The sequence below is a fragment of the Streptacidiphilus jeojiensis genome, assembly GCF_042510965.1.
Taxonomy (GTDB): domain Bacteria; phylum Actinomycetota; class Actinomycetes; order Streptomycetales; family Streptomycetaceae; genus Streptacidiphilus; species Streptacidiphilus jeojiensis.
Window position 1 is genome coordinate 884,603 of record NZ_JBEUKS010000001.1, and the last position, 24,876, is coordinate 909,478.

General features: G+C 73.5%; 21 protein-coding genes. 6 read left to right on the forward strand and 15 right to left on the reverse strand.

The genetic code is table 11. From position 1 onward, the window contains the following. Positions 1-17 precede the first annotated feature (17 nt). A complete protein-coding gene (locus ABUW04_RS04035) occupies positions 18-800 on the reverse strand; it encodes an MFS transporter (RefSeq protein WP_380562746.1) in 783 nt (260 codons plus the stop codon). 232 nt (positions 801-1,032) lie between these two features. On the opposite strand from ABUW04_RS04035, the gene pyrF reads away from it, so the two are divergent. Then, a complete protein-coding gene (gene pyrF / locus ABUW04_RS04040; protein ID WP_380562748.1) occupies positions 1,033-1,782 on the forward strand; it encodes an orotidine-5'-phosphate decarboxylase in 750 nt (249 codons plus the stop codon). On the opposite strand, the gene ABUW04_RS04045 is transcribed toward pyrF, so the two are convergent. The 9 genes from ABUW04_RS04045 to ABUW04_RS04085 form a co-directional block, all read right to left on the reverse strand. Then, complete coding sequence (locus tag ABUW04_RS04045) at positions 1,752-2,711, reverse strand: cyclase family protein (protein WP_380562750.1); 960 nt, start codon at positions 2,709-2,711, stop codon at positions 1,752-1,754. The two genes, pyrF and ABUW04_RS04045, sit on opposite strands and share 31 nt — an antisense overlap. A 161-nt stretch (positions 2,712-2,872) precedes the next feature. Then, the gene (locus ABUW04_RS04050; RefSeq protein WP_380562752.1) at positions 2,873-4,282 is read right to left on the reverse strand and encodes an amidase; all 1,410 of its coding nucleotides are present in this window, start codon (positions 4,280-4,282) and stop codon (positions 2,873-2,875) included. After that, on the reverse strand, positions 4,279-5,559 hold the full coding sequence (locus tag ABUW04_RS04055) for a cytosine permease (RefSeq protein ID WP_380562754.1): 1,281 nt from the start codon (positions 5,557-5,559) through the stop codon (positions 4,279-4,281). The genes ABUW04_RS04050 and ABUW04_RS04055 overlap by 4 nt, the downstream gene beginning before the upstream one ends. A gap of 369 nt (positions 5,560-5,928) precedes the next feature. After that, positions 5,929-6,582: a class E sortase gene (locus ABUW04_RS04060; RefSeq protein WP_380562756.1), complete on the reverse strand. Its 654-nt coding sequence runs from the start codon at positions 6,580-6,582 to the stop codon at positions 5,929-5,931. Next, the gene (locus tag ABUW04_RS04065) at positions 6,579-7,457 is read right to left on the reverse strand and encodes a glycosyltransferase (protein WP_380562758.1); all 879 of its coding nucleotides are present in this window, start codon (positions 7,455-7,457) and stop codon (positions 6,579-6,581) included. The genes ABUW04_RS04060 and ABUW04_RS04065 overlap by 4 nt, the downstream gene beginning before the upstream one ends. After that, entirely contained in the window at positions 7,384-11,178 is a 3,795-nt protein-coding gene (locus ABUW04_RS04070) for a hypothetical protein (RefSeq protein ID WP_380562760.1), read from the reverse strand. Before ABUW04_RS04070 ends, ABUW04_RS04065 begins: the two co-directional genes overlap by 74 nt. Continuing rightward, entirely contained in the window at positions 11,175-12,296 is a 1,122-nt protein-coding gene (locus ABUW04_RS04075) for a glycosyltransferase family 4 protein (protein WP_380562762.1), read from the reverse strand. Before ABUW04_RS04075 ends, ABUW04_RS04070 begins: the two co-directional genes overlap by 4 nt. A gap of 7 nt (positions 12,297-12,303) precedes the next feature. Then, positions 12,304-14,436, reverse strand: coding sequence for a glycosyltransferase (locus tag ABUW04_RS04080; protein ID WP_380562764.1), 2,133 nt, complete (start codon positions 14,434-14,436; stop codon positions 12,304-12,306). A 41-nt stretch (positions 14,437-14,477) separates the two neighbouring features. Beyond that, a complete protein-coding gene (locus ABUW04_RS04085; protein ID WP_380562766.1) occupies positions 14,478-15,059 on the reverse strand; it encodes a hypothetical protein in 582 nt (193 codons plus the stop codon). A gap of 252 nt (positions 15,060-15,311) precedes the next feature. Here ABUW04_RS04085 and ABUW04_RS04090 point away from each other — a divergent pair, with 252 nt between their 5' ends. Continuing rightward, on the forward strand, positions 15,312-16,277 hold the full coding sequence (locus ABUW04_RS04090; RefSeq protein ID WP_380562768.1) for an FkbM family methyltransferase: 966 nt from the start codon (positions 15,312-15,314) through the stop codon (positions 16,275-16,277). Positions 16,278-16,373: 96 nt separating this feature from the next. Beyond that, entirely contained in the window at positions 16,374-17,348 is a 975-nt protein-coding gene (locus ABUW04_RS04095) for a GNAT family N-acetyltransferase (protein WP_380562770.1), read from the forward strand. A 149-nt stretch (positions 17,349-17,497) separates the two neighbouring features. On the opposite strand, the gene ABUW04_RS04100 is transcribed toward ABUW04_RS04095, so the two are convergent. Then, positions 17,498-18,424, reverse strand: coding sequence for an aldo/keto reductase (locus ABUW04_RS04100; protein ID WP_380562772.1), 927 nt, complete (start codon positions 18,422-18,424; stop codon positions 17,498-17,500). 84 nt (positions 18,425-18,508) lie between these two features. Here ABUW04_RS04100 and ABUW04_RS04105 point away from each other — a divergent pair, with 84 nt between their 5' ends. From ABUW04_RS04105 to ABUW04_RS04115, 3 genes are all read left to right on the forward strand, one after another. Further along, a complete protein-coding gene (locus ABUW04_RS04105; RefSeq protein ID WP_380562774.1) occupies positions 18,509-19,084 on the forward strand; it encodes a TetR/AcrR family transcriptional regulator in 576 nt (191 codons plus the stop codon). A gap of 109 nt (positions 19,085-19,193) precedes the next feature. Beyond that, on the forward strand, positions 19,194-20,537 hold the full coding sequence (locus ABUW04_RS04110; protein ID WP_380562776.1) for a chloride channel protein: 1,344 nt from the start codon (positions 19,194-19,196) through the stop codon (positions 20,535-20,537). Positions 20,538-20,564: 27 nt separating this feature from the next. Further along, positions 20,565-21,698 carry a MerR family transcriptional regulator gene (locus ABUW04_RS04115; RefSeq protein WP_380562778.1) on the forward strand — a complete coding sequence of 378 codons (1,134 nt, stop codon included), beginning with the start codon at positions 20,565-20,567 and terminating at the stop codon, positions 21,696-21,698. A 9-nt stretch (positions 21,699-21,707) separates the two neighbouring features. Here the strand turns inward: ABUW04_RS04115 and hpxZ are convergent, their stop codons facing one another. From hpxZ to ABUW04_RS04135, 4 genes are all read right to left on the reverse strand, one after another. Continuing rightward, on the reverse strand, positions 21,708-22,130 hold the full coding sequence (hpxZ, locus tag ABUW04_RS04120) for an oxalurate catabolism protein HpxZ (protein WP_380562780.1): 423 nt from the start codon (positions 22,128-22,130) through the stop codon (positions 21,708-21,710). A gap of 2 nt (positions 22,131-22,132) precedes the next feature. Continuing rightward, complete coding sequence (locus tag ABUW04_RS04125; protein WP_380562782.1) at positions 22,133-22,681, reverse strand: DUF1097 domain-containing protein; 549 nt, start codon at positions 22,679-22,681, stop codon at positions 22,133-22,135. 102 nt (positions 22,682-22,783) lie between these two features. Then, positions 22,784-24,076 (reverse strand): amidohydrolase family protein, encoded by a 1,293-nt coding sequence (locus ABUW04_RS04130; protein ID WP_380562784.1) that lies wholly within the window; start codon positions 24,074-24,076, stop codon positions 22,784-22,786. A 101-nt stretch (positions 24,077-24,177) separates the two neighbouring features. Beyond that, on the reverse strand, positions 24,178-24,810 hold the full coding sequence (locus ABUW04_RS04135; protein ID WP_380563445.1) for a GntR family transcriptional regulator: 633 nt from the start codon (positions 24,808-24,810) through the stop codon (positions 24,178-24,180). Positions 24,811-24,876: the final 66 nt, after the last annotated feature.

Below are 24,876 nucleotides of genomic sequence, written 5' to 3' on the forward strand. Positions count from 1 at the left end.
GGGTGCTCGGCCCGTGTCTACCAGGCCAGGAACGCGAGCAGCAGGACGACCGCGGTGACGGTCAGTGAGATGACCGTTCCAGATGTCCAGCCGAGGGCGTGACTGCGGGTCAGGGCGAACACGCCGGCCACCAGGCCCGAGGTGAGCAGCAGCGAGCCCGGCCAGTCGGCCCGGTGGCCCGGAGTGCTGGCCGTCCGGGGCATCTTCAGCGCGGCCAGCACGGTGACGGCGATGCCGATCGGGACGTTGATGAGGAAGATCGAGCGCCAGCCGAACTGGGTGACCAGTGCTCCGCCGATGACCGGGCCCAGGACGGTCGCGCCCGCCATCACGGCCCCGTAGACGCCGATCGCCTTCGCCCGTTCCCCGGCCCCGGGGAACGCGGCCGCCAGCAGCGGCAGCGCGGTGGCGAAGAGCATGGCGGCGCCGATGCCCTGCACCGTCCGCAGGACGTCGAGTTGCACGATGCCGCCCGCCAGCGTCATCGCCAGCGACGCGGCGGTGAACACGAGCATCCCGGCGATGTACATGCGCCTGCGCCCGAACCGGTCGCCGAGGGTCGCGAAGGTCAGCATGGTGCCGGCCAGTGGGATCGAGTAGGCGTCGACGACCCACTGCAACCCGTCGATGGAGGCGTTGAAGTCACGGCGGATGCCGGCGAGCGCGGCGGAGACGACCATCGCGTCGAGCATCAGCATGAAGATCGCGACGCAGACCATGAACAGCACCAGCCCGGGTCGGCGCGGTGCTGCGCTGTCGACCGGCGTAGAGCCGCGTGCAGTCGTCGCAGTCGAGGACATGGGAACTCCCTGGAGTCAGGTGGGGATGTCAGCTGCGGAGAGAGCACCCGTGCACGGGGGATGCAGCACTGATCACGCTAGAGCGCCAACACACCTGACAGGAATGGCGTATGAAGACTCCTCATATCGCGTAGCGGACAGCCTCGGCCCAACCCGCAGCCGAACACGACCGGTCTCCCCCAGGGACGCATCCCACGGCGCCGCCGCAGCCGCGGTCAGTGACAATGGGTGCGTGGACGCCACCAGTCGGATCATCGTTGCCCTGGACTTCGACAACCGCCGCGATGCCGACGAACTCGTCGATCGACTGGGTGAGGAGTGCCGCTTCTACAAGGTCGGGCTGGAGCTGCTCACGTCGGTCGGGCCCGAGCTGGTCCAGCGCTTGGTGGCCATGGGCAAGGACGTGTTCCTGGACCTGAAGCTCTTCGAGATCCCGACCTCCGTCGCCGCCGCTGTCCGCGCCGCCGGCGCCCTGGGTGCCTCCCTGGTGACGGTGCACAGCACGGGAGGCTCCGCCATCATGGCCGCCGCTGTCACCGCGGCCCGCGACCATCCCCGCCTGCGCGTCCTGGCCCTGACCGTCGTCACCAGCATGACCAGTACCGACCTCTCCGAGGTCGGGGTGAACGCCCCGCCTCGGGAACAGGTGCTGCGGCTGGCCCGACTGGCGCACCGAGTCGGCTGCCACGGCGTCGTCGCATCGCCGCAGGAGACCGGGATGCTACGAGGAGCGCTGGGCCCAGACGTACTCATCGTCACACCAGGCATCACCCTTCCCGGGGAGTCCCCCAACGACCACGCCCGACCAGGAACCCCCCGCGCTGCCGTCGAAGCCGGTGCGTCACACCTTGTCGTCGGCCGCGCGATCACCCAGGCCGCCGACCCCGTCGCCGCGATCCGACTCATACGCGCCGACCTGGCATCCGAATCTGCGGCCCGGTCCAGATGCAGCTACCGCTCCTCGGCGGGCAGCACCGCGTAGGCGCGGACCGGGAAGGTGCCCATGCCTTCGATGGCGGGCGGCGCGGCGTGGAAGCGGAAGCCGTCCACGGGCAACTGCTCCAGGCCGCGCAGATGCTCCACGACGGGAATGCCCGCGGCCAGCAGGGTGGTGTGCGCGGGACGGGTCGGGTCCTCGGTGTCGTCGATGTTCAGCGAGTCGATGCCCACGAGTGCGGGCCGCTGGTCGGCGAGCCACTTGGCGCCCTGCGCGGTGAGGAAGGGGTGGCCGCCCGATCCGTAGCGGTCGGTGCCCCAGTGCCGGTCCCAACCGGTGTGGATCAGCACCGCCCGGCCAGTGACCTGGTACGGCAGCAGCGTGCTCCGGTCGACAGCGCGGTCCTGCGCGCCGAGGACCCGCACCACCAGCCCGTCCAGGTCAACCAGCCCCGCGAGCGGTAGTCCCGCCAGGTCCGGCCCGTCGCCGAAGCGGTGGAAGGGGCTGTCGAGGTAAGTGCCGGTGTTCGCGACCATCGAGATCCGGCCGATCTGGAACTCGGTACCGGGCGCATAGTGGCCGCGGGACCCCTCCCGCGAGAGGTGGTCGCTGATCTCGGGCGTGGGCAGGCCCGGATAGGTGACCATGCCGTGCCGGATCCGGTGGCTGAGCTCGACGATCCGCCGCCCTGCCGCCTGCCGGGCGGCCCCGCCGACACCGCGGCCGCCCTTGTGCGGCTCGCGCAACACACTCCTGCCGTTGATCCGCACCGTGTCGACCATCAACAGACCGAGGTGGCGCACGAAGAGTTCGGCGATGTCGTCGTCGCCCAGGTCCGGCCCGGGCACGTCCAGCCGGAACCCCTGGGCCTGCAGGCCACCGCCGTTGGCGAAAGCCACATCCGCGTCGAACTGCACACGCCACTGCTGCCCGCCTGCATCGTCGAGGCCCTGGTCCATGCTCTCCGTCTCCATGCCCACCATGATCACTGAAGCTGTGCCGGAGAACAATCGAGAATTTCCGGCAGTATCCGGGTTCCTCGCGTGGGCGTAGGCAGGCCGCGCCGTCGACCGCCCCGGGTGCAACCCGCCCCCGGGGCGCTGTCCATTGTCCAGGAGACAGACCGGCCCCGACTTCACATTGAAGCCGGTGATCCCGATGAGCGCGGCAACTGCTCGAAGGCCGCCGCGAGGCGCATCACCGTGGCGTCGGCCAGGTGGCGGCCCACGATCTGCAGGCCCACCCAGCGGCCGTCGGCCAGCCGGCCTGCGGGGACGCTGATCGCCGGCAGTCCGGCGAGGTTGGCGGGCCACAGGAAGCCGAGCCACTGACCCGGGGTCAGTCCCTGCGGGCCACCACGGTCCAGCGGGTGTGCTGCGACCGGGCAGGTGGGCGTGACCAGGACGTCGTGGTCGCTCAGGTACCGGGCCGCCCGGTTGGCGACGGCCCTGCGGGTTGACTGTCCGTCGGTCAGTTGCTCGGCGGTCCAGGGGGTGTCCAGGAGGTCCAGGACGTAGTCGGACATCCGGTCGCGGTGCGCCGCGGCCAGCCGGCGCAGCCCGCGCAGGTCGGTGTCGGCGGCGACGCAGGCCCAGAAGCCCTCGGCCGGGTCGGACCAGCCCGGGTCGGCCTGCTCGACCGTGCAGCCGAGGTCGCGTTCCAGGCGTGCGACGGCCGCGTCGACGACTGCGCGGACCCCGGGGTCCACGCGCAGGTAGCCGAGGGTGGGGCTGTAGCCGATCCGCAGGCCGCGAAGGCTGCCGGGTTCGGCGGCGGCCGGCCAGTCCACGTCGCCGCCGGGGATCGAGTGCCTGTCCCTGGGGTCCGGTCCTGCCAGCACCGACATGGCCAGGGCCGCGTCCTGCACGGTGCGGGTCAGCGGGCCGATGTGTTCCAGGGTCTCCCAGCTGGACACGCCCGGGTGGCGCTCGTCCCGGCAGCCCGGGTACGCGGGCACGCGTCCCATCGAGGGCTTGAATCCGACCAGTCCGCAGAACGCGGCGGGCAGGCGCACGGATCCGCCGCCGTCGCTGCCCAGGGCGATGGGGGTGAGCCCGGCCGCCACGGCGGCTGCGGATCCGGCGCTGGAGCCCCCCGGGGACAGGTCGGGCTGCCAGGGGTTGCGGGTCGGCGGGAACAGCGGGTTCAGTCCGGTGGCGCTGTAGCCGAACTCGCTGGTGTTGGTCTTGCCCAGCAGGATGCCGCCGGCGCCGCGCAGCCGCTCGACCGCGACGTCGTCCTGGTCGGGGACGAAGTCGGCGTAGGCGGGTGAGCCGAACGCGGTGCGCAGTCCGGCCGTGGCGATGAGGTCCTTGACCGCGAAGGGGACGCCGTACAGCGGTCCCCCGGCGGTCGCCGCCGTCGCCGCTCGCGCCGCTGCCCGGGCGCCCTGCGCGTCCAGGGTGCAGAAGGCCCGCAGGTCCCCGTCCAGCAGGGCGGTCCGCTCCAGTGCCGCGCAGGTCACCTCGACGGGTGTCACCTCGCCCTTGGCCACCAGGGCGGCGAGCTGAGTGGCTGTCAGGCCGGCGTACTCCTCCTGTCTCACCGGCGCCCGGCCAGGACGAAGGCCGCCTGGGCGAGCATGCCGACGGCCAGGCCGGCCACCGCGTCGGGCAGGGCCGGGAGCTGCTCGTGCACGGTCCAGGCCGCCGCGGCGCCGATCGCCCAGGAGGCGAGCGCGGGCAACTGCCAGTCGCGGCTGGTGGTTTCGCGCCGCAGCAGGACCTGGTCGGTGATCAGCACCGCGCCGATCGGCGGGACGAAGACTCCGAGCAGTGAGAGCCAGGTGGAGAAGTGCGTCCAGACACCGGCTGCGGCGGCGGCCGTGCCGACGACGCCGAGGGCGACGGTGAGCAGTTGCATCCGGCTGCGCAGCAGCGCGGACCAGCCGATGGCCGCGTTGTAGAGGCAGTGGGAGGCGACGGAGCCGAGGTTGACGAAGACGAAGACCACGGCCACTGCCGTGAGCAGACCGCCGTGGGTGGTCAGCAGGGGCAGGAAGTCGCCGCCGTCGGTGTCGGGGTGGGCGGCCGCACCGAGCGCGACCACCAGTCCGCCGACGACCAGGGAGACGGCGTTGGCCACGGGGAAGGCGCTGAAGGCGGCCGCGACCGCGGAGCGCCCGTCGCCGGCCCAGCGGGTGAAGTCGCCGGTCATCGTGCCGGAGTCGGCCCAGCCGGCGAAGACCATGGTGACGGCGGCGCCGAAGCCCAGCCCGCCGGTGCCGGAGAAGCCGAGGACGCTGCCGGAGTGGCTGGCGTGGAAGGCGAGCCCGAGGGCGACGGCGGCCATGGCCAGGAACAGCGGGGCCGCGACCAGTCCGAGGACGGACAGGGCGCGGATGCCCAGCGCGGTGACGGCGGTGTAGAGCGCGCCGGCGCCGATCGTCACCGCGAGGGTGTTCCAGCCGAGGGCGCTGTGGAGGGTTGCGCCGGTCAGGCCGATCTGGAAGGCGAACCAGCCGACCACCACGGTGGCCAGGAAGCCGCCGGCGACGGCCTTGCCGCGGGCGCCGAAGGTGCGGGCGGCAGTGAGCGCGAAGTTCTCGCCGGTGCGTCCGGCCAGGTGGCTGAGGGCCCCGACGTAGAGGAGCAGCAGCAGGTTCCCGACGGCCATCGCGCCCAGGCCCTCGACCAGACCCAGGCCGTGCACGATGACCCCGCCGAAGACGGTGTTGGTCAGGATCATCGGGAAGCCGAACCAGACGGCCGAGACGGACAGCAGCGATCTGCGGTGTCCGAGCGGGACCGGGCGGTCCTCGAACTCGCCGTGCGGGCCCGGCGTGTCGGTGGGACTGGGCGCGGCGACCAGAGACTGCGTCACAGGAGAACTCCGTCCAGGGGCGTTGGTCCACCGGCCGGGTGGTCGGTGATCCGAAACAGCATGGGAGTTGTATACAAAGCCGGGATTGCATGGACGTGCTCGTATCCGTGTCAGCCGCGTTTCGGAGTTCTCACACCCATGCCGCCGTAGCGCGAGCAGGCTCGCTGACCTCACCCGGTGCCGTCGTCCACCGGATCGCGGGCATATGCGCGCAGCCGTGCGTGGTGTATTCAATCGGCGCAGCACCGCGACGGCCGTTCAATGACCCTGGCCCGCTATGTACGCACCGGCGGCGCGCACGGAGCCATCGCCACCACCGCAGAACGCGCCTACGCCCGGCTCGACGCCCAGGGCCGGCAGGCCGGGCTGTCAGTGGCCGCCGGCGGACGGGTGCGGGGTGCGGGCGATGAGGTGGCCCCACCAGATCAGGCGGTACAGCGACGTGAACTCGGGGGTGCAGGTGGTCAGGGTCAGGTACTGGCCCGGTGCGGTGTATCCGGCCTGGGCCGGGATGGGGTCGAGGACGGCGTAGTCGTCGTCGCCGGTCTGCGGAAGTTCCCGGTCCAGGGTGTAGCGGTAGGTGGCCGACGGGGTGTCCAGCATGACGGTGTCGCCGACGCTGAGCCGGTCCAGGTGGCGGAACGGCTCCCCATGGGTGTTGCGGTGCGCGGCCAGGCCCACGTTCCCCTGCACGCCGGGCAGTTGGGTGTCGGCGTAGTGGCCGACCGCGCCGCTGTTCAGCACGGTGTCGTGGTCGACGCCCTGCTTCAGCGGGAACCGGTAGGGGTAGCCCAGTGCCTGTAGGCGCGGAATGGTCACGGTGCCGATCAGCTGTCCTGCGGTCGGGGTCGGCGGGGTGGTCTGCCGGGGGGCGGCCGTCGTCGGGGCGCTGGAGGGCACCGACTGCACGGGCGCGGGAGCCGGGTCCGCGTCCTGGCCGGTGCCGGCTGCCGTGAGTGCCACGCACAGGGCGACCGTGGTGCCTGCCACGGCGGTCCACAGCAGCCGCGTCCCGGTGTTCACCGGGTGACCGTTCGGCTGATGCGCAGGGCCAGCAGCGTGCTTCCGGCCGCGGCGTACTCGCAGGCTTTGAGGAACACCAGACCGGCGACCAGTACCGGGTTCCGGCTCTCCCGCCAGCCGCGCCGGCCGAGCGTCAGCAATCTGCGGGGGCTGGCCTGGGCGGCGAAGTCCTGCGGATGCTTGGCCGCGAAGCGGTCGGCGGTGCGAGCGTAGTGGGCCTTCTTGCGCATGGTGTCGCGCAGCGTGATCGTCCCTTCGTGGTGGAGCAGCACCTGGGTGCAGAGTCCGACGCGTGCACGGGCGGCCCGGGCCCTGAGGTCGAGGTCGCGGTCCTCGGCCCAGACGAGTTCCTCGTCGTGGCCGCCGATGCGCTGGTAGAGGTCGCGGCGCAGGCAACGCAGCGACTCGACCCGGGCGTCGCCGTCGTGGCAGCGCTTCTCCAGGACCTTGCATCGGGCCCAGAAGCCCTCGCCGACGGAGACCTCGGGGATCACCAGGGCGTCGTAGCCCTGATGCTCGATCAATTGTCGGCATTCGCGCAGCAGTCCGGGTTCTGCGGTCATGTCGCTGTCCAGGTGCAGCACGAGTGGCGCGCTGGTGTGGGCGGTGCCTCGGCGCCTGCCTGCGGCGCGGGTTGGGTTGTCGCGGATCAGCCGCACGTCCAGTCCCTGCCGCCGGTGGCGGTCGACCACCTCGTCCAGCGGCCGGCGGGACCGCCGGTCGTCGTTGACCAGGACTTCAACGCCGGCACAGTCCTGGGCGGCCAGTGAGGTCAGCAGTCGGTCGACCTGCTCGGGGCTGTCACGGGTGGGTACGACGACTGAGATCAGCGGCGGCCTGGGGTGCGGCGCGCTGGTCGTCAGGGTCTGGGGCAAGGGCTGCATCTGGTGCAACGGGTTCTCCGGGGAGGGTGAAGGATGGTTCGGCCTGCTGTGGCACCACGGTGGCGGGACGGGGGGCAATGGATGTCTTTCGTTGCAGGGTCAGCAGGCCCAACGGGGCGGGCAGCGACCGCAACCGGCGCAGCGGCAGGAACGCCGCCAGCGAGGCGAGCAGGGACAGCAGCAGTGCCGCGTGCCACCAGCCCTCGGGGGCGAACTGCGCGTCCAGGTCGGCGTCGCCGTGGCCGGTGACCAGCCAGGCCTGCCGGAATCCGTCGATCTCCACCGGTCGGGCGGTCCATCCGGCGGGCAGCCCGGCCAGGCGCCAGCGGGTGTCGAAGGAGTCCGCGAGCGCGAGCAGCGCGTGTCCGGGGACGGCTCGAACCGCGAACCGCGAACTGCCTGCCGTCGGCTGCCGGGGCAGGTCGGCCGGATGGGCCGCCGCGGGCTGGGCCGGGGCGATGCGTACGGTGAGCGCCGGGGCCACCGGGGCGATGCCGACCTGGTCGTAGTCGACGCGGGTGGTGCCGGCGTCCTGGCCGTCGGCGTAGAGGTAGAGCGCGACCTCGGTGGTGCCGGGGTCCACGGTGACCTGGGTGTCCAGCGTGGTCCACTGCCGGCTGTCGGCCAGCGGGGCCAGCAGGGCGCAGCTTCCGGGGCCCTGCTGCCACAGGCAGATCCGGGCGGGGCTGCCCTCAGTGGTGCGGTAGCGCAGGTGCAACCGGTAGGTCTGCAAGCGGCCGCCTGCCGCGGGGGCGGTCGGTCCGGCGGGTGTCTGGACGCAGGCGGCGTGGGCGCGGGCCTCCAGGTGCATGCCGTCGTGGCCGAGGGGGCGGGCGAGCAGGCCGGCAGCGCGGAAGTCCCGGCCGTCGCGGCGGGCGCAGTCCTGCAGCGGGCCGAATTCCGGTGCGGTCGCTGGGGCTGCGGGCTGGCGGTCCTCGAGCCGGTGAGCGCCGGCTGTGGCCTGCCAGGGGGCGGTCGGCGGAGCCGCCTCGGGGACCGTGACCGTTGCGCCGGGGCTCAGGCCGAGGGCGTGCGGGTCGGCGAACTCCACCGCGGACCCGGCCCCGGTGGGGGCGGCGTCCGTGTAGCCGTACAGGGCCGGCGGGGCCGTCGCAGCGGGGACCCGCACCACCGCGGTCCAGGTCTGCCACTGGGGGGCAGCAGGTAGTTGGCGGGTGACCAGGCAGTGGCCGGGATCCGGCTGCCACAGGCAGACTCGGGGGCCACTGCCGGACAGGGTCCGGTAGCGCAGCGACAGCGAGAGGAGTCCGTCGGCGGCGGTCGCGCGCAGCGGCAGGCGCACACAGGCGGTTCCATGCTGCGCGGCGACGTTCCAGCTGGTGCCTGCCAGCCGCCGGACCCGATCGCCGCCCGCGGCCGAGCCGCAGCCGCCGGTGGACTGCTCTGCGGGGTCGGCCATCAGATCGCCGCCGAGCGCGGTGGCGGAGGCGACCCGGTCGCCGGGGCGCAGCGTGACCGGGGCACCGGCCTGCCAGGGCAGAACCGCGTCGTCGACCAGCAGAGCAGCCGGCGGGCCCGGGTCCGGGGCCGGCGGGATCGGCAGGGACGCAAGGGCGTCGACGGGTGCTCCGTCCAGGAAGAGCCGCGGCACCGGAGTCAGGCGCACCGCCGCCGAGCCTGAACCGGCATGCCCGGCCTGCCCTGTTTGCCCGGCGGGGTCCTCGGTCATCCGGTACCCGACTCCGGTCGAGCGGTCCGGCTGGACCGTGTAGCTGCCCGGGTCCTGCAGGGTGAAGGGGTGGCTGCCCGGTCCGGCCAGGACGATGCGGGCGTCGGCCACCGGGATGCGGGGATCGGTGACGGTGGCGGCGCCCCGGGCCGCGGCTCCGGCCGCGGTGGTCGCGTCGGCTGGGTCGTCGAGGGTGAGTGAGGCCGGCTGGGCCGGGCCGTCCGGCAGTTGGAACACCCTGGCGACCGGGCCGGCGGAGACCAGCCGTGAGCCGGGGATCCGGGCCAGCCCGGCCCGCAGCCGTGCCGGGTCGGCGGTCGGCTGGTCGCCGGGGCTGCTGACCAGGTCCTGACGGACGATCACCTGGTCCACGCCCAGGGCGCGCAGGGCGCCCTGGGCGGTGTCGCGGTCGCCGTCGACCAGGCTGCTCTCCGCCAGGGCCATCAGCGAGGCGAGCTGCGGTGAGGCGTCGAAGTAGCCGCCGGGAAGGCGTTGCAGCACGGGGCGGCGCAGCAGCTGCCGGGGGATGGTGTCCGCGCCGTGGTATCCCCAGTCGGTGCGGACCTGGTAGTAGCCCTGGAGCGGCAGTTCCAGGATCTTCCCGGTCGCCGGTGAGCGGTTCACCTGGTCGGCGATCCGCTGCCACGCGTGCGGGATCTCGACCGAGGCGGAGGGCAGTGACATCCGGGCCTGGTCGACCACCGCGCCGGTCCACAGCGGCCAGGGGTAGACCAGGGCCGCCAGGGCCAGGGCGCAGGGCAGCGCCCGCAGGGCGCTAACGGCCCCGGCGGCGTGCCGACTCCGACGGCGGGCCTCCAGCGTGCGTTCCAGTGCCGCGCCGGCCAGCACGCTGGTGACCAGCACCAGCAGGACACCGAACTTGCTCATGGGTTCGCGGAACAGCCACATGCCGGGCACCTGGGCGTAGAGCCAGGCGTTGAGGCCGGCCAACGGCGGATGCAGGCCCTTGCACAGCAGCACCAGCACCGCCCCGGCGGCGGCAAGCCGGCGCAGTGCGCGGCGAACCGGCGGCGGCCCCGGCGGCGCCAGCGCCCCGGCGATCGCCAGCAGCGGCGGTGCCCAGCGCAGCAGGGCCCAGGGGGTGCGGTCCATGGCGGTGGCGAACGGGTAGTACTCGGGGTACTTCCACCCCCAGTTGGCGTTGAGCGCCAGGATGTTGCCCAGGGTGTTGCGGGTCTGGGTCCAGGCCCAGGCCTGGACGTTGGTCTGGGCGTTGAACGCGGAGGCGCCGCCCCCGCTCTGAAGCGTGATCAGCTGGGGTACCAGCCACCACAGTTGCAGGCACAGCACCAGGGGCAGGGCGCGGGCCGCCAGCACCAGCACCGGCCGCAGCCTGCCGCCGGTCAACCACGGCGAGGCCAGGGCGAATCCGGCCGTGGCGAGTGCCACGATCGCCAGCAGCGGCGGGTTCGCGGCCAGGTAGCACAGCGGCAGCGTGGACAGCGCGAACGTGGTCGCCCGCACCCGGTGCCCCTGGGCGGCGCGGCACAACTGCCCGCCCAGCAGCGCAGCGGCGGCTCCCGCGAGGGCCGGCAGCGGGTTCAGCAGTGACACCAGTACGTAGGCGTTGGCCACCGACAGCAGTCCGGCGAAGGCGGCCGCGCCGGGCCGGCGCAGCCAGACCGAGGCCAGATAGGAGGTGCCGGCCGCCGCCGCGCCCAGGATCAGGCTGTAGAGCAGGAGTTGGGCTGCCGGGCCGCCCAGGCCGACGACGCCGCAGAGCTTGATCAGGACCAGGTCGGGCAGCCTGGCGACCTCGTAGGAGGGCCCGCCTGCGCCGGAGACCTGGTGGCCCCACACGCTGCCGAGCTCGGCGGCCAGCCCGTCGCGGACGAACGGGCCCACATCCCCGGTGGCGAAGTAGCGGCCGGGCCGGTACCAGGTCAGCGGCATCACCGCGGCGAGGAACGCCGGCAGCGCGTACCGCAGCAGTCCGTCCCTGCGGGCCCAGGCCGGTGCCAGGATCCGCCGCTGTCCGGCGTCCCGCAGCGCCGCGATCACCGGCGGGCCCCCACCGCACGGGCCGGCCGCGCCGTGGTCCGCGTTCTCCCGGTGGTCCCGGTGGCTTCCAGCGCGACGCGCAGGACCTCCTGCGCCACCTCGTCCCAGTCCAGTGCCCCGCCGCGCCAGCCGGCCGGGGCCGGTCGCCGGACCAGGGCGGGCAGGTGGATCCGCAGCGCGTCGGCGAGCGCGGCCGGTTCGGGCCGGACCAGGACGCCCCGCGCGGCCGGAACCGAGTCGCACAGGCCGGGGCGGTCGTAGGCGATCGCGGGGGTGCCCATGGCGGCCGCCTCGTCGACCACCAGTGCCCAGCCCTCGCGGACCGAGGTGGCAACCAGGACGTGGGCCCGGGCCAGGAGTTCGTTGCGGCGGGCCTGGTCGACCCGGCCGTGGAAGGTGACCGCGTCGGGCGCGGACCGCTCCAGCCGGCGGCGTTCGGGACCATCCCCGACGATCCACAGCCGGGCCTCGGGCATGGTGCGGCGCAGCAGCCGGAACGCCTCGACGGCGTGGTCGATCTGTTTGACCGGGGCCAGTCTGCCCAGCACCACGACGGTGGGGTGCGGCTCGCGCGGCACCTCGGGGCGCGGCGAGCGGGCCAGGCCCTCGGGGACCAGCCGGATGTCGCGGACCCCGTACTCCTGCAGCGAGTCGCGGCTGGAGCGGGAGACGGTCAGTACCGGGGTGCCGTTCAGGGAGCGCAGCCAGTGCGGTTCGGCCAGGTGGCGTCCGGCCCAGGAGAGCGGGGCCGGGAAGCGTGCCGACCAGACCTCCCTGGCCACCTGGTGCACCAGCGCCACCGCCGGGGTGCCGCCGGGCCAGCGGCCGCAGCCGAAGGGCCGGGTGTTGACCTCGTCGACCAGCAGGTCGAAGCGCCCGCGCGGCTGGGCGGCGTACCAGGCCCGGGCCTGCCGGTAGACCCCGAGGGTCCCGCCGCGCCGCACCAGATCCACTCCGTCGGCGCGTTCCTCGGCGGGCGCGCCTGGGGCCGCGGCGGCGAACCAGGTCACCCGGTGACCGGCCGCGGCCCAGCGGGTGAGCACCTCCCTGGTGTACACCTCGGCTCCGCCCGCCTCCGGGTGGGAGCAGTCCTTCCAGTTGAACAGGCAGATGCGCATGGTGTCGTCAGCTCACGGAGTCGGGGACGGGCCGCAGTTCGTGCGTGGTGATGCCGCCCGGCGCGGGACGCGGGTTCGGGGTGAAGCCGTCGGTGACGGCGGAGTGCCGTGCGGGTCGCAGCAGTCGGGCGCGCAGGCGCAGCGTGTCCCGCAGTATCAGCGCCACCGCCGCCGGGCCCACGGTGCTGGTGGTGCGCGGCCGGAAGCTCACCGGGACCTGAACCACGCGGCGGTGGCCGTGCCGGTGCAGCAGGGCCAGCAGTTCCAGGTCGAAGACGAAGCGGTTCTCCCGGCACAGCGGCAGCACCCGGGCCAGGGCCTCGCGCCGGAACACCTTCAGTCCGGTCTGGGTGTCCTTGAGCGGCAGCCCGAACAGCACCCGGGTCACCGTGCGGTACAGGTAGGAGCAGAGCCGGCGCGGCAGGCCGTGCCGGGGCGGGAAGGTGCCGGGCTGAAGCCACTTGGCCCCCAGCGCGGCGTCCATCCGGCCGGCCCGCACCGCGTCCAGAACGTCCGGGACCAGGGCGGCGGGGATGTCGCCGTCAGCGTCGATGAACCCGATCCAGTGTCCGCGGGCCTGCTGGAAGCCGGTGCGCAGCGCTGCTCCCTTGCCGGCGTTGTCGCGGTAGCCGATCTGCCGCAGCCGTGGGTGGACCAGTTCGGCCAGGGCCCGGTCGCTGCGGTCGGTGCAGCCGTCGGCCACCGCCAGCACCTCGTAGGAGCAGCCGTAGGCGTCCAGGACGCCGAGCAGTTCGCGGATGTGGGCCAGGAAGGCCGGGCCCGGGTTGTAGTAGGGCACGACCATGCTGATCTCCAGTTCGGCTGGCTGCTGCAGGCCGGGCGGCGTCGGCTGCGCCGGGGTCCGCGATCCGCCGGCCCGGACGCGGTCCGTCCCGGTGCCGGTGGTGTCGGGCAGTCCGGGCTCCGGCAGCCCGCGCCAGGCCGCGGCCACCGCGAGCGCCGATGCCAGCGCGAGCGCCGCGGCGATCCCGCAGGCGGTGTCGGGCATCGGCTGGACCAGCACCGGGAAGGCGACCACACCGATCCACACGCCGCCGGTCCAGCTCCCGCAGGCGACCCGGTAGTGCAGCAGCAGCGCCAGCAGCAGCAGCGAGGTCGCGGCCAGCCCCAGCCACAGTCCCAGCCACGGCTGGACCAGGTATCCGGGCCCCAGCAGCATCGGAATGATCCGGCGTCCGCCCAGGACCAGCCCCGCGGTGACGCCGGCCCCGGCGAGCGAGGCCGCGGCCAGGCCGGCGCGCAGCGCCTGCTCGGCCGTGCGCCGGTCGGCGGAGGCCAGCCGGCCCAGCAGCACGACCACGGCGGCCTGGGCGGCGAACAGGGCGGACTTGGCCAGGAAGGCGGCGGCGCTGTAGCGGCCCGCCTCGGCCGGCGGCAGCCAGCGGCGGGCGCAGACCAGGTCGATGCCGGTCAGCGACCACAGGCCGGCGATCGTCAGCACCGCACCGACGGCACGGCGTACCGGCAGCGCCAGGCGCTCGCCCCGGACCGGGTCGGTGCTGCGGCGCAGTGCCAGCCACAGGGCCACCGCGGTGGTGCTCTCCCCCAGGACCGTCGCCGCCAGGACCGTGCAGACGCCGCCGCCCGCGGCCAGCGCGAGCGCCGTAACCGCCAGCCGTACACCGCTGCCGGTCGCCACCGGGGCGGCCACCCCCGCCAGGCCCCGGGTCCCGTAGCGCCCGGCCCACAGCACCGTGCAGGCCGCGCTGGGCACCAGGAACAGCAGCACCAGCAGCAGCGGCAGGGGCCCGGACAGGTGCAGCGCTGCCGCCGCGGGCCAGGCGGCCGGGCTCGCCACCAGGGCCAGCAGGCAGGCCGACCCGACGAAGCGCATGAGCAGCGGGCCGAGGTCGACCGGGGTGCCGCGTTCGGTCCGACGGACCACCAGGGCCCCCAGCATCGTCTGCAGCGCGGCCAGCGGGACCCCCAGCGCGGCGATCAGACCCAGCAGCGCCGCCAGCGCGCCGTAGTCCCCGGGGCCCAGCCCCCGGCTCGCCAGGACCTGTACCAGCAGCGTGGCAAGCCCGGCCAGGGCGAGCAGCGCGTACCGCGCAGCCCCCGGGCCCGCCGCCCGATCGGCGCTGAGCGCCTCCCGGGCGGCGGGTTCGCCATCGGACACGCGGACCGTCCGCGCCTGAGTACGGCTCATCGGATCGCGGCTCAGCCGTTCTTCCTGCGCAGCGTGCGACCGCCGAGCACCGCCGCGCCGGCCAGCACCGCCACGCCCAGACCGGTGGCCGCCAGTTCCGGGGTGTCGGAACCGGTGGCCGCGGCCGGGACGGAGTCGGCGCCGGTGCGTGCCAGCAGCCTGCCGCCCCGGCCCACCCGGATCTGCAGGGTCTCCACCAGCGTTCCGCCCTGGGCGTCGGCGCCCACCGCGTACAGGGTGTGCCAGCCGTCGGCCAGCCCGCCCGGCAGGGTGACCGTGGTCTCGATGGACCCCGAGGCATCGGCGGCCACGGTGCCCAGCGCGATCTCGTTGGACCGGACCGACAGCTTGACCTCGGCGCCGGGAGCGAAGCCGCCGCCGCTGAAGCTCACGGGGGAACCGGGACGCAGCCCGTCGGTGCCGGACTCGGCCTCCAGGCTCCCGGTGTGCAGAGGATAGTCACCGCTTCCGGCGGACGGGACACGAGCGGTGTCGGCGGCCATGGCCGGCGCAGCGGCACCAAGAACGGCGGCCGTGGCCACCAATGTCGCGGCGCACCACCGCCGCGCTCCGGAACGGGCATGACGAGTCATCAGAGGACCTGCTCTTCCTGAATGCAGTCATCCAGGTCCGGACCTGGAGTCCGGACCAACGACCGTCAGTCATTCACCGACCCGCTAACTGATCATGCGTTCGGTTACGCACCGTCACCCATTGGCGGGAACACCGTGCCCCGGAGGGCCGACCGGGTCCTGCCGTCTGCGCCCTCAGCGTGTCGCCGTCGCCCCGTCCGGATCGGGTCCCACCGTGGAGCCGACGGGACGGCGAGAGTTCAGGAGCGACCGGTGGACCTCAGGCAGCGCGCCGTATTGGCGACCATCACGGCCGGCCGCCGCTGGTTCAAGGACACCCGGCTGGTCCGGGCGCTTCCGCTGGGCCCGGTCGTCAGCGGCCTGCTCCGGTTCAGCCACGGCACGCAGGAGACCACCACCGGGTTCCGCGACCTGGAGTTGACCGTGCCCGCCGGCAGCGGAACCATCGCAGCCGGGCTGCTCGGCGGCTTCTACGAACGGCTGGAGCTGGACCTGTTCGAGCAGCTGTGCGCGGACAGCGCCGTCGTCGTGGACGTCGGCGCCAACCTGGGCATCTACAGCTGCCTGGCGGCCAGCCGGCTGCCCCCGGAAGCGATGCTGGTGTGCTTCGAGCCGGTGCCCGGGAACCTGCGCCTGCTACGGGCCAACCTGCATCGCAACGCGGTGCCCGGCCAGGACGGGCCGGCGCCGGTCGAGGTCGCGGTGGAGCCGCTGGCCGTGGGCGCAGGACCCGGCACCGCGACCCTGCACCTGGCCGACGACATCGGTCAACACCGGGTCGCGGTGGACGGCGACGGAACGTTGACGGTCCCTCAGATCGAGCTGGACAGCCACCTGGCAGCGCTCCTGACGGAGCGGCCGCACCTCGCCCGGGTGGACATCCTCAAGATCGACGTCGAGGGCTACGACGGGCACGTCCTGCGCGGGGCGCGCCGGATCCTGACCGAGGACCGCCCCGCGCTGTTCATCGAGTTCTGCGTGCCGCAGCTGGCCCGGTGCGGCTTCACCGCCGAGGAGTTCGCCGCCCTGCTCGCCGAGGCCTACGACGAGATCCACATCATCGAGGAGACCCGGGCGCGGGTGACCACCTGCGCCCCCTCGGCACTGCTCGACCCCCGGTACCGCGACCGCCTGCTCAACATCGTCGCCGTCGCCCGCCCCGAACACCTGCCCACCGTCCGGGCCTGGGCCGGACGGCGCGCCGTGCTCAGCCATTGAGCGGTCGGAGCGGTCAGTCCGGCGTCGAAGCGGTGCGCAGCAGGCGCGACAGAAACCCGGATGACACCATGATCAGGAGATGGCTAGGGTCGGCCCATGACCGTTGGGCTCGCACATCTGATCCGCCGTCCGATCGTTCCGGAGGACGCAGCCGTCCTGGCCGAGTTGCTCAACGCGATCGAGGTCGCCGACGTCTTCGGCGAGTACTACTCCGAGGAGGACGCCGCCGACCAGATCAACGCGCCTCTGCTCGACCTCGAGCGCGGTACGGTCGGCATCTTCGATGGCGACCGCATGGTCGGTTACTCCTCCGCGGCACACAAGTTGCTCGTCGAGGATGTGCATCGGGTGACGCTCAGCGGCGGTGTGCGTCCGGAGTATCGGCGCCGGGGACTCGGCGCTGAGCTGATGGCCGCTGGGATTGCGAGTGCGAAGGCCCTGCACGCGATCCATCACCCTGGCTTGCCGCTTGCCGTCGACGCCCAGAACAACGCGCTCAACGACAGCGCACGCGTCTGCTACCAAGCCGCCGGCATGACCCCCGTCCGCTGGTACTCGCACATGCGGCACCCGCTCGGAGCCGCAGTGGTCGACGTGCCGACGCCGGACGGCCTCGTTGTGGAAGGCTACTCGATCGACAACGACGCCGAGTTCTTCGCCGTCAGCAACGAGGCAGTGCTCGACCGCTGGGGAGGGGCCCCGATGCCGCCGGAGCAGTGGCGTGCGTTTCTCGGCTGGCCTGCCTTTCGCCCGGACCTCAGCTTCCTGCTGCGCGACGCGGACAGCGGCACGGCCGCCGGCATGCTGCTGACCTTCTCCTGGGACGCGGACACCGCGGCGACCGGCGTCCGCGACGCGCAGCTCATCCGGTTCGGAACCCGTCGCGCATACCGCAACCGCGGCGTGGCCAGCGCGCTGATCAGCCATGCGGTTCGTTCGGCTCGAGACGCCGGCTTCGACCGGGCGAGCGTCGAAGTGGACGCCGACAGCCCGACCGGATCGAACGGTCTGTACGAGCGGGTGGGTTTCTCCGTCGCCCGCACCGAAGTCCGGTACACCCTCAACGCCTGAGCGCAGTTCGGTTGACCACCGTCGGCCGCGACGCGGTGGCCTGCACCAGGCTCGACGGAGTGCCGTACCTGCCCGCCGTCCGGACCTGGGCCGGGCGGCGGGCCGCGCTCAGCCATTGAGCGGTCGGCTTGCAGACACCGGCGGGTCACTCAGTCGAGCGTCATCCGCGGGGAGCGGGAGGGGACTGCGTCCAGGGCGGCGACGGTGGCCGGGTCCAGGGCGAGGGAGCCGGCCTCGGTGTTGGCGGCGAGGTGGTCGGGGTCGGCGGTGCCGGGGATGAGCAGCACGTTCGGGGCGTGCTGCAGCAGCCAGGCCAGGCCGACCTGGGCCGGGGTGGTGTCCAGGGCCTTGGCCGCGTCGAGGACGGCCGGTTCGTCGGTGACCTTGGGCAGGCCCGGGAAGCCGCTGCCCAGCGGGAAGTAGGGCACCCAGGCGATGTCCTCGGCGACGCAGAGCGCCAGCATCTCCTCGTCCTCGCGGGAGAGCAGGCTGTAGGCGTTCTGCACGCAGACGATGCCGGCCGGCAGCGCGCGGCGCAGCACGTCGGCGGTGACGCTGCTCAGCCCGATCGCGCCGATCTTGCCCTCGTCGCGCAGCGCGGTCATCACCGCGAGCTGGTCGTCGACGTCGACCACCTGGTCGCCCTCGGCGCGCAGGCCCGGGCCGTTGTCCAGGCGGCGCAGGTTCACCACCGGGACCTGTTCGAGGCCCAGTGCGGTGAGGTTGGACTCCACGCTGGCCCGCAGCTGTTCGGGGCGCTGGGCCGGGCGCAGCGGGATGCGGCCGCCGGGGTCGGGGTCGGCGCCGACCTTGCTGACCACCAGGACGTCGTCCTCGGGTCGCAGTGCGTCGCGGATGACGCCGTTGACGAAGCCGTTGCCGTAGAACTGGGCGGTGTCGACGTGGTCGACGCCGAGTTCGACCGCGCGGCGCAGCAGGGCGAGCGCGGCGGGGCGGTCGTCATGGAGGCGTTCGAGCTGCATGGCGCCGAAGCCGACGCGGGAGACGGTGCGGCCGGCGAGTCGGCCGGGGCCGCCCGGGCGCGGGTGGCCGTGGGCTGTGGTGCTGACAGGCATGGCTGTGCCCCTGTCCTGTGAGAGTATGGGAGAAGCGGAGGTTCCTCCGCTACTGACCATAACACTACCGGAGGTCCCTCCGCTTTGGCTGCTCCAGAACGCCCGCTGCGTGCCGACGCACGGCGCAACCGCGACCGGCTGGTGGCCGAGGCGACCGCCGCGTTCGCCGCCGCCGACGACACCGTGCCGCTGGAGGACATCGCCCGCCGGGCCGGCGTCGGCATCGGCACCCTCTACCGCCACTTCCCCACCCGCGAGGCCCTGGTCGAGGCGGTCTACGCGACCGAGCTCGACGAGATCACCAGGAGCGCCGCGGCGCTGCTGGAGCAGTTGCCCCCGGACGCGGCCCTGCGCGCCTGGATGAACCGCTACGCCCGGTTCGTCGAGCTGAAGCGGGGCCTGGTCGACACCCTGCGCGCGGGCTGGGCCTCGGGCCGCATCGCCACCTCCACCACCCGCGAGCGCGTCACCAGCGCGATCGCCACGATCCTCACCGCCGGCGCGGCCTCCGGGGTCTTCCGCGCGGACACCGAGCCCGACGACGTCACCGCCCTGCTGCTCGGGGTGTTCCTCTCTACCGGGCCCGACCGCGACCGCGCCCAGGTCGCACGCCTGCTCGACCTGGTCCTCGACTCCCTGCGCCCCTCCGCCCGGCCGTAGCGCGGCGTCCCGCCCGGCCGGACGGCCGCACCCAGCCGAACGAGTTACCTCGCCGCGCCGTCCGGCATGTCCGGCGGGCTGCGGCGCGGCGCGGCGGTGAAGCTGAGACATGGCCTCCCAGCAGTCAGTCCCGAACCGACAGCCCGCCCCCGCGACCCCGGCCGAGGCGACCGGCGCGGCCCAGCTGAAGGCGACGCTGCTGAGCCCCGGCTATCTGAAGCTGCTGCTGCTCGCCGCGCTGGTCGGCATCCCGATCTCGCTGGTGGCCTTCGGGTTCGTCAGCCTGGAGCACGAACTGCAGCACTGGGTCTGGGAGTCGCTGCCCAAGGCGCTGGGTTACGGAGTCGCCCCCTCGTGGTGGCCGCTGCCGACGCTGGCCCTGGCGGGGCTGCTGATCGCCCCCGTGATCGTCAGGATGCCCGGGCACGGCGGCCACCTGCCGGTCCAGGGGCTCGGCGGGCCGCCGCAGCCGCCAACGGCGCTGCCGTCGATCGTGCTGGCGGCGCTGATCGCGCTGCCGCTGGGCACCGCGCTCGGCCCCGAGGCACCGCTGATGGCGCTGGGCGGCGGCCTCGCCCTGCTCACCGTCAGCCGGGCCAAGCAGCAGGAGGACCCCAGGCTGGGCCTGCTGCTGGGCACCGCCGGCTCCTCCGCCGCCATTGCCACCATCTTCGGCAACCCGCTGGTCGGCGCCGTGATGATGCTGGAGGCCGCCGGGCTGGGCGGACCGCAACTGCTGCTGCTGATCGTGCCCTGCCTGCTGGCCAGCGGCCTGGGGGCGCTGGTCTTCACCGGCTTCGGCCACTGGACCGGCCTGGGCATCGGCGCCCTGGCGCTGCCCTCCGCGCCCACCAGCAGCACTCCCGACGCCGGCGACTTCCTGTGGGCCGTGCCCATCGCCGCCCTGGTGGCGCTGGTCGTGGTCGGCGCGCAGTGGCTCGGCTGGCGCACCGTTGCCTTCACCCGGCAGCAGACCGCGGTCCGGACCGTGCTGTGCGCGGTGGCCGTCGGCGTCTGCATCTGGGCCTACGCCGCCTTGAGCGGCCGCTCGCCGGAGGAGGCGGCGCTGTCGGGCCAGGCCACGCTGGCCCAGCTGGCGGCGCATCCGCACGCCTGGGGCGTGGGCGCGCTGGTACTGCTGGTCCTCTGCAAGGGACTGGCCTGGGGCGTCAGCCTGGGCTCGCTGCGCGGTGGGCCGATCTTCCCGGCGGTGCTGCTCGGCGCCGTCGTCGGGGTGGCCTGCTCGGGCCTGCCGGGGCTGGGCACCGCCGCCGGCCTGTCCATCGGCCTGGCCGCCTCCGGCACCGCCATCACCGGCCTGCCGGTCACCGCCACCCTGCTGGCGATGCTGCTGATCGGCGACAACGCCGCCAACGCCACCCCGCTGCTGATCGTCTCCTCGGTGGTGGCCTTCGTCGTCTCGACGAAGTTCCGGGCCAAGCCCACATCCTGAAGCGGCAGTTGACCCTGACGTGGCGTCATGCCGCATAGTCGGGGTGTGGAAGATCACCTGACCGTGGGACGCGTCGCCGAACTGGCCGGCGTGAGCGTCCGCACCCTGCACCACTACGACCGGATCGGCCTGGTCCGGCCGTCCGCCCGGACCCCCGCCGGCTACCGGGCCTACGCGGCGGGCGACGTGGAGCGGCTGCGGGAGGTACTCGCCTACCGGCGGCTGGGCTTCGGGCTGCGCGAGATCGCCGACCTGGTCGACGACCCGGCCACCGACGCGGTCGCGCACCTGCGCCGGCTGCGCGGCCTGCTGCTGCACCAGCGCGACCGCGCCGCGGCCACGGTGACGGCAATCGACAGGGAACTGGAGGCACGGGCGATGGGGATCAGGGCGACACCGGAGGAACAACTCAAAGCGTTCGGACCGCAGTTGTACGACAGCATCGGGGCCGACTACCCGGCGACGCGGCGCACCGAACCGCGGATAGCCGCGAGGGTCTGGGAAGCACTCGGGGACGCCCGCACGGTACTGAACGTCGGGGCCGGCACCGGCTCCTACGAGCCCACCGACCGCGAGGTCACCGCGGTGGAACCCTCGGCGGTGATGCGCGCACTGCGTCCCGCAGGCGCGGCGCCGTGCGTGGCCGCCGCCGCGGAGCACCTGCCGTTCGCGGACCGGTCCTTCGACGCCGCGATGGCCTTCAGCACCGTCCACCACTGGCGCGACCCGGTCGCCGGACTGCGTGAGCTGCGGCGGGTGGCCCGCCGGGTGGTGGTGTTCACCTACGACGCCAGCGACCCCGGCTGGCTCCAGCGGTTCTGGCTCACCCGCGACTACCTGCCGGAGTTCGCCGGACTGCTCACCGACTGGCCGTCACTGGCCGACCTGACCCGGGCGATCGGCGGCCGCGCCGAGCCGGTGCTCGTCCCGTGGGACTGCGCCGACGGCTTCTTCGAGGCCTACTGGCGCCGGCCCGAGGCCTACCTGGACGAACAGGTGCGCCGCGCGGTCTCGGTGTGGACCAGGGTCGGACCCGAGGCCGAACAGCGGGCGGTGGCCGGACTCCGCGACGACCTCGCCTCGGGCCGCTGGGCCGAGCGCAACCGCGACCTGGTCGCCCTGGACGCGGCCGAACTCGGCCTGCGGCTGCTCGTCGCCTGACCGTTCCACTCACGGGCGTTGGGAGACATGGGCGGCGACGATCCGCCAGCCGCAGTCCGGGAAGCGGACCCAGGTCTGCTGCTGGCGGCCGGTGCCCGGCACGCCTTCCCGGGTGAAGAGGGTGGTGGTGACGGCGCAGTCCGCGCCGAAGACGGTGACCTCGGTGCGGGTCCGGGTCCGGGCCAGCCCGGCGGTCGGACGGGCGCGGCGGAAGGCGGCGATCTCGTCCGTGCCGAACAGCTCCTCGGTCGCGCCGAGCCGGACGGCCTCCGGACTGTCCCAGAACAGCTCGTCCAGGACCTGGATCTGATTGCCGGTCAGGGCGTGCTCATAGCGGTCGGCGAGGTCCAGGAGTTCGGCGCGGACCTCCGGCAGGTTCACCTGCCCGCAGGCGGCGTGGTCCGCTCCGGAGGTCCGGGGTGGCTGCGGCATGCTCAGCCCGCCGTGACGGGCTCGGCGGGTGCGGGGACCGGCGCCGGGTCGGGCACGGCGAAGGTGAGCCGGTTCGCCAGGTAGGCGTAGACCGGGCCGAGCGCGTTCATGGCCACCACCGACACCCAGGCCGCCCAGACACTGCCGGCGTGGTAGCCGAAACCGCCGAAGAAGGTCGCGAAGAAGGAGGCGAAGCCGAGGAACATCCCCGGGACCAGGGAGGTGAGTCTGAGTCTGCCGGTGTACATCAGCGCGGAGTTGAGCACCAGGATGATCACCGCCAGCAGCGCGTCCTGGGCGATCCGGCTGCTGCCGGCGTGCGGGCCCAGGTGCTGGTCGGCCAGGACGATGGCGGCGGCGAAGGTCGAGCCGACCGGCATGGCGACCCACAGCCGCTTGGCGTTGGCCAGGCTGGGGCTGCCCATCAGGTGCAGGCCGGCCCAGGAGATGAAGATCGCCCATGGCGGCAGGTTGAGGGTGGTGCCGCCGACGAAGGCGGTGGTGGCGGCCATGACGGATGCGGCGATCTCGTGCGGGATGCGTTCGCGCATGGGGAGGCTCCTCGGTCGTTGGTAAGCAAGGGGGTTCGGGCAGGCCGGGGTTCAGGCGAACCGGGCGTTCAGGCCGGCTGTGCGTTCAGGCCGGCTGTGCGTTCAGGCCGGCTGGGGGACGAGCAGTTCGGTGCTGCGGGTGGTGCGGGCCACGACGCGGCCGCGTTTGAGCACCCAGCGGCGGTCGGGCCGGTCCAGCAGGACGTCGGCGAGGCGTTCGGTGCCCAGCACGACCAGGTCCGCCTGGGCTCCCGGGCGCAGCCCGTAGCGGTCGGCGATGCCGACGACGCGGGCGGCCCCGGTGGTGGCCATGGCCAGGATCCGCTGCTGGTCGGCGGGGCTGCCCAGGTGGCAGGTCTGCGCCAGCAGCAGGCCGATGTCCAGCAGGTCGGCGTTGCCGAAGGGGGTGAAGGCGTTGCGGACGTTGTTGCTGGAGTAGGCGGTGGTCACCCCGGCCTCCCACAGTTCGCGTACCGGCGCGATGCCGCGCCGCACCGCGGTGTCGTCGTTGCGCCCGCCCAGGTGCAGGTCGGTGGCGGGCAGCGGGACCACGGCGACCCCGGTCTCGGCCAGCCGGGCCAGCACCCGGGCCCGGTCGGCACGGTGACGGCCGCTCAGCGAGGTGGCGTGGCCGATGGCGACCCGGCCCTGCAGGCCGTGCTGCTCAGTGGCGTCGGCGATGTACTCGGCCAGGGCGAACCGCGGGTCGTCGGCGTCGTCGGCGAAGTCGGCGTGCAGGTCGACCGGCACGCCGAACTCGGTGGCCAGGGCGAAGACGGTGTCGATGTGGCGGCGGCAGGCGTCCGGGTCGGCCTCGTTGTAGGTGCAGCCGCCGATGACGTCCGCCCCTCGACGCAGCGCCTCGCGGAGCAGGTCGAGGGTGCCGGGGGCGCGCTCGATGCCCTCCTGCGGGAAGGCGACGACCTGCAGTTCGACCAGTTCGGCGTACTGCTCCCGCAGTTCGAGCATCACCTCGAGTCCGGTGAGCCCGGCGATCGGGTCGACGTCGGGGTGGGCCCGGATCAGGGTGGTGCCGTTGGCGACGGCCTGCTCCAGGACTCTGACGGAGCGTCGGCGCACGCTGTCGTGGGTGAAGCCGCGCTTGAGCTCGCCGGTGACCGTGATGGCCCCGGCCAGGGTGCCCGCCAGGTTCGGGCGCTCCCGGTCCAACAGGGCCTTGTCCAAATGCAGATGGGACTCAATCAGTCCGGGGATGACCACCAGTCCGGCGCAGTCGATCTCCTCCCGGGCGGCTGCGGCCGTACCGGGGTCCCCGGTCGGTTCGATGGCGGCGATCAGCCCGCCGCTGACGGCGATGTCAACCAGGCCGCTGTCCTGACCGGGTCCTGACGGACCGTCGGTGATCCTGGCTCGGCGGAGCACGAGGTCGTGCACGGGCGCTGCTCCCTTCGCTCGGCGGGTTCCGGACGCTGGCCCGAAACGGCGATGGGAGTTGTATACAAAGTCGGGATTTCACGGAAGCGCTCGCTTCCGTGTCAGCCGTGTTGCGGAGTTCTCACACCCTTGCCGCCGCGCAGCCGGTAGGCCTGCTGAGCCCGCCTGATGTGGTCCGCCACCAGCTCACGGGCGCGTTCGGGATCCTGGTCGCGCAGGGCCTGCAGGATCTCGGCGTGCTCCCGCCAGGAGTCGTTGGCCCGGCGCGGCAGCTCGACTGAATACACCCAGGCGATCTTGTTGCCCAGCTGCGCCACCAGCGCCGCGGTGTCCGGGCTGCCGGACGCCTCCGCGAGCAGCTGGTGGAAGCTGGTGTTCAGCCGCGCCAGCCCGGCGTGCCGGCCGTCCCGCAGCAGTTCCCCGGCCTCGGCCAGGACCAGCTCCAGCCGGGCCAGGTGCAGCTGGCTGCGCCGCGCGGCCGCCCGCTCGGCGCCGAACGGCTCGATCAGGGCGCGCAGCCCCAGCAGGTCCTCCGCCTCGGTCTCCGAGATCTCCGCCACGAACGTGCCCGCATAGGGCCGCGAGTGCACGAAGCCCTCCGCCTCCAGCGTCCGCAGCGCCTCGCGCACCGGCACCCGGGACACCCGGTACCGAGCCGCCAGCGACTCCTCGGTCAGCCGCTCCCCGGGCGCGAACACCCGGCTGACCACGTCCTCCCTGATCGCCGCGCACACCGTCTGGGTGGTGTCCCGCCGCCGCCCCGCACCACGCTCGTTCACCACGGCCCGGCCTCCCCTCGC